Source organism: Streptomyces exfoliatus, from assembly GCF_000725545.1.
In the GTDB taxonomy this organism is placed as follows: domain Bacteria; phylum Actinomycetota; class Actinomycetes; order Streptomycetales; family Streptomycetaceae; genus Streptomyces; species Streptomyces exfoliatus.
Genome location: NZ_JNZP01000067.1, coordinates 1 through 4,621 on the forward strand (window position 1 = coordinate 1; position 4,621 = coordinate 4,621).

Consider the following 4,621-nt stretch of genomic DNA (forward strand, 5'->3'; position numbering starts at 1 on the left):
CGCGTGGAGGGGCCCTGGTGCCGTACGGCACCAGGGCCCCGAAGGAACTTCTACACCACGTGCCGACCCTGATACCGCGCCGGCCTTCTGTGTCCGCCTACCCGACCGAGACACTGTCGGGAGTGCGGGGATCGCGGTTGCTTGACCGGAGACCACCTCACTATCGATGTCCTGCGGTACCCGGACTCAAGACATCCGTCCGGGCGATCCTGATGGTGCTCCGTTCCTCCGTTCTTCCCTCGGCGATCAACTTCTACCTGGGGTACTGCGTACTGCTGATACTGCGAACTGCGGGTAGTGCTGGTACTGCGTACTGCGGGTAATGCTGGTACTGCGTACTGCGGGTAATGCGAACTGCTCAGTGGCCTGTGACAGCGCCACGCTCCGGCAGCCAGCCCCGTTGCCCGTCCTGCGTCTGCTCTGGCTTAGAACCCCACTGCCGAACTTCCCGGTGCGCGCGCCCGCAGCCGACGCCTTCACCGAGGTGCTGCTCACTGACTTCACTGCTGGGTACTGCGCACTGCACTCACGGGTACCGCTTCTGACATGACCGCGGTCCCGCTGTGGCGGCCCCTGATCACTGCGGGCCACCCGGTCCGGCCGTCAGTCCCGTCGCCGTCCTGCAACCACCCTGGCTTCGACACTCCACGACCGCACCGTCCTGCGAACTGCAACTACCTGTACTGCTGGTACCACTTGGCTGGCAGTTCGTGTCTGCCAGGCCCTGCTGTCTCTCTGGGCTACGAGAGAAACCATAACCACGCCACCACCCAATGTCTACTCCAGCGGATATAGATTTTCGCGTGTTCGATGGGGAGGTATTCGCCCTCGAACAGTGATGGGTTCGGGAGCGGGCCGGGTTGACGTGACCCGGCCGGGGCACAAGCTCCAGGCAGGCAGGACCCGTCATCAACGATCCAAAGGGGTGCCCCGTTGGACACGACGCGCGTCAATGTGGCCCTCCCCTCGACGACATCCATCGCCGGTGCACGCGACAGCGCCCGGGAGTTCCTCGAAGGTCTCGTACCCGCGCTCGCATCCGAAGCCGCGGAGACGGTGGTCCTGGTCGTCTCCGAGCTCGTCACCAACGCCCTGCGCCACGGCGGCGGCACCTGCACCCTGAACCTGACCGCGCACCCGGACAGCATCGAGGTAGCCGTACACGACCCCAGTCCGCAGGTGCCGCGCATGCGCACACCCGACCTGAACGACGGCACCGGAGGCTTCGGCTGGCCCATGGTCAACCGCCTCGCCCACACCACCGCCGTCACCCGCCAGCCGACTGGAGGCAAAACCGTCAGCGCATTCCTCGCCCGGTAACGCCTACAGCACCGGCACATCCGGCACGCGACCCACCGGCTGGAGCCGCGCCTGTCAGAGCGTTTCGGGCACGACGCCGAACGGGTGACGTGCCCGGGACGCCGGCCTCTGAGTTGTGAACTCGTCGGGCCGTCCGGTCCGCCCAGGGTTGCCTCTGCGCTTTGCCTAGAAACTCCGCCCTAGTTGTCAGAGCAGGCCCTTACAGTCGCCAGGTGACAAGCAGATGGAGACGGCTGAGTGACCGTCTGGCAGGGAAGACCGAGCCAGAGCCCCTATGGGCGGAGGGCATACCGGACCACATCGATGTGCCAATCCGCGACTGGTTGTACGACGTGCTGCGTAGCTACGGCATGGCGACTCCCGTGGCGGTGCGCTTGAAACTACCGTCGAAGATCCTTCAGAGCCGTGATCCCTCCGCCGAACTGTCCGTTCTGAACGATCGGATGAATCCGATGCTGCGCCTGGAGGTCATCGACGCAACGCTGGGCTGCCTCCACCAGGCAACGCAGGGGGACTGGCATGCTCGGCGAACCGTCGATTCTTATGCCCAGCATCTGGAAGGCATTCTGCGCGAGGGCGACTCGGCTTTTGCGGTTTCTGAAGACTGCAGCGGGCTCGAGCACCGGATCGACGAGACCCTCCACGCCACCTACGCCAAAGCCGTCGAAGCAGGGGCTGAAAAGGCCAAGACGGCGGGCGACCATCTCCGGGCGGCGTTCAGTGAGGTGTATGGGCTCAAGCCCGATCCGAGTGCCGCCTACGCACGTGCCATCAAGGCTGTCGAGGCCGTCGCCAACCCGCTGTTTCTTCCCAACGCACCCGAACCGACCCTCGGCAAAGTGCGTTCTCACCTGGACCAAGGGCGACACAAGTACGAGATGGTCATCGCCGACAAGACCGGGGCACCTGCGGATATTGACGCGGTCGTGGCAATGATCAGCCTGCTATGGCACGGACAGCGGGATCGCCACGAGGGAGGACCTACCACAGCTCCCATGGCTCAAGAGGCCGCAGAGGCGGCCGTGCACACCGCTGCAGTCTTGGTCCACTGGATCTCCACTGGGAGCATCCGAAAGAAGTAGGCGGGTGACGCGGCAGCGGGGGCCCGGACAGTACAGCGTCAGGCGCTGCCCGTGGCCACGGCCGCGCGGAATTCCTGAGTCATCAAGGCCACCGAGCCGCGCTGGACAGGGGCCGGGCCCGGCTCGCCCCACACTTTGTGCAGCGCGGCGCGCATCCGGTCGTTCATGGCCTCGTTGACGGCGGCCTGGTGTTCCTCGGGCACCTCACGGGTGTCCTGGACGACGACCATGGTGCCGTGACGGGTGCCGATCATCCCGATCGTGGTGACCTTCCAGTCCAGCTGCCGGGCCGCTTTGCGCATCGCGGCCCGGATCAGTTCCACCCCGCCCAGTCCGACAGCTTCCTCGTCATCCAGGTTCACCTGGTACGAGCCGCCGTATCCGCCGCCGCCTTCCGGGCAGTTGCGGCGCAGGAGGGGTAGGAGGGCTTCTGCCATGGCGGTGCAGCGCGGGTCCTTCGCGTACGAGGCCATCGTCAGCGCCTTTCCGGGCCGGTGAGGTGCGGCCACAGCAGCTTGAGGTCGTGGGTGACTCGCTCGGCCAGGACGTCGGGGTCGTTGGCCGTCCACTGGTGAGCTGTCCCGATGGCGCCGGGGGTCTTCGGCCTGGAGCTGCTCTGGCTGGGGAACGGGCCGGATTCCGCGCGGGCGGTGAAGGTCGCCGGGCCGGGCGGGCGGGGCAGGAACAGCAGCGGGTGGTGCGGGGTGAAGTCGAAGTGGCCCAGGCGGGCGGCGGGCTCTTCGTCGAAGAGCTGCGGCTCGGTCCACAGGCCGACGGTGACCACGAGCCAGGTGTGCGGGCGGTCCGGATCGTTGCACAGCCACAGGTCGAACGTGCCGGCCAGGAGGTTCTCCTGCCACTTCCAGACCTTCGCCCGCGGAACGAGCGCGTCGGCCCCGTCCCGGCGCAGCGGCATAAGGGCCCGCTCGAACGGAGCGATCAGATCGTCGTAGGCCGCCCGCATGGCGGCGCTGCCGGCGTCGTCGAGCGTGTACTCGCGGTCCGGTGCGATCTCCCACTTCAGGCCGCCGGGAAGCTGGGTGGTCAGGTACTTGTGCAGGGGGCCGATGGCCGGCGGGAGGCCGTCCTTGCCGAGTCGGGCGTGCTCGGCCGCGGGCAGGCGGACCCACCAGGCGTAGTAGGGCGTTCCGTCGGGGTAGGTGTCGGTGTCGACGCAGTGTTTGTACACGCAGCCCAGCGAGGCTGCCAGCTCCGTCATCGTCTCTTTGGTGCGCTCGTCCAGGCCGGGATCCTCGCCCGCGCGCTGCGCTGGGTCCTGGACCTCCAGGCGCCACACCACCCACTCGAAATCGCTCCAGTCCCTCATCCGCACGCGCCTTTCGGCTCGGGGGTGGAGCCCCTGCTGTACCCGGCCAACGTCCCGCTCCCCTGCCTTCGTCCAGCTCCGACGGTCCAGTACATCAAGGCCCGCGGGACCGGCGGGAACCTTCGGCGACATGCGGCCCCAACGAGCGATGCACAGGACCGGCTGAACCCGGCGCACCGGCTCAGCCGGCGTCAGGGTCGTATCCGGGGCTCTGAAGGAGACGGCGGCGTTGGTGTGGCTACGCGCTGGGGCGGTCGGGGTCGGGGAACTCCGGCGGGAAGTGCCGCTCCAGGATCTCCGCCCAGCGGTGCAGGACGACGAAGCCGGTGGCGTCGGCCTGCGCCTGGACCAGCTCGCTCAGGGCATCGGCGAAGGGCTGCGCGGCAGTGCCGGCAGGCAGCGCGGCGGCGGCCTTCCTGAGCCGCTCGTGCGCGGCGGGGAAGACACCCCGGGCCCACGCGTCCCGCTCCCGGACCCGCTTGCTTCCCTCCGCCATGTTGATCTGCATGATCGCCAGGGCCGGGCAGTCGGGGGTGTGCCAGGTCTCGCTGATCCCGCCGCCGGTCTTCACGTACATGATGCGGGTGTGGTCGGGGCCCGGCAGGGCGAAGCAGTCGGTGCAGTCGACGCGTTCCGTCTCCGGCTTGTCGGTCATCGCGGAGCTCCCTTCGAGTGGAAGCAGAGCCTGCCATCCCGATCAACGGACGACCAGGGGGATTCCTCCGCAGCCAAACGTTCGAGTACGGCGATGGGTGTCGTCTGTGCTCCCGTCCGGATAATCCTGAGACGGCCTGCAGCAACCTCCGTATCTTGGCGCCATGACGGACGAGGCAGAGCCGGGGCTTGATTTGAACCGCTGGGGCGACACATCGGACCCGGCTCCGGAGCGGCG

At 67.6% G+C, this 4,621-nt stretch carries 5 protein-coding genes; 2 read left to right on the forward strand and 3 right to left on the reverse strand.

Annotated features, from left to right (window positions below):
• Window positions 1-933 precede the first annotated feature (933 nt).
• Window positions 934-1,320 carry an ATP-binding protein gene (locus IO20_RS0133975; RefSeq protein ID WP_030557095.1) on the forward strand — a complete coding sequence of 129 codons (387 nt, stop codon included), beginning with the start codon at window positions 934-936 and terminating at the stop codon, window positions 1,318-1,320.
• Between the two features lie 305 nt (window positions 1,321-1,625).
• Window positions 1,626-2,402, forward strand: a complete 777-nt coding sequence (locus tag IO20_RS0133980; RefSeq protein ID WP_030557093.1) for a hypothetical protein — start codon at window positions 1,626-1,628, stop codon at window positions 2,400-2,402.
• Window positions 2,403-2,440: 38 nt separating this feature from the next.
• On the opposite strand, the gene IO20_RS0133985 is transcribed toward IO20_RS0133980, so the two are convergent.
• From IO20_RS0133985 to IO20_RS40900, 3 genes are all read right to left on the reverse strand, one after another.
• On the reverse strand, window positions 2,441-2,875 hold the full coding sequence (locus tag IO20_RS0133985; RefSeq protein ID WP_037636989.1) for a hypothetical protein: 435 nt from the start codon (window positions 2,873-2,875) through the stop codon (window positions 2,441-2,443).
• Between the two features lie 2 nt (window positions 2,876-2,877).
• Window positions 2,878-3,729 (reverse strand): hypothetical protein, encoded by an 852-nt coding sequence (locus IO20_RS0133990; protein WP_157850869.1) that lies wholly within the window; start codon window positions 3,727-3,729, stop codon window positions 2,878-2,880.
• A gap of 238 nt (window positions 3,730-3,967) precedes the next feature.
• Window positions 3,968-4,384: a hypothetical protein gene (locus IO20_RS40900; protein ID WP_030557088.1), complete on the reverse strand. Its 417-nt coding sequence runs from the start codon at window positions 4,382-4,384 to the stop codon at window positions 3,968-3,970.
• Between the last annotated feature and the right edge of the window lie 237 nt (window positions 4,385-4,621).

What these genes read in the sequence shown, in the direction of transcription:
- IO20_RS0133985 (WP_037636989.1), bottom strand. Translation starts at nt 2,875, where the DNA reads ATGGCCTCGTACGCGAAGGACCCGCGCTGCACCGCCATGGCAGAAGCC.
- IO20_RS0133990 (WP_157850869.1), bottom strand. Translation starts at nt 3,729, where the DNA reads ATGAGGGACTGGAGCGATTTCGAGTGGGTGGTGTGGCGCCTGGAGGTC.
- IO20_RS40900 (WP_030557088.1), bottom strand. Translation starts at nt 4,384, where the DNA reads ATGACCGACAAGCCGGAGACGGAACGCGTCGACTGCACCGACTGCTTC.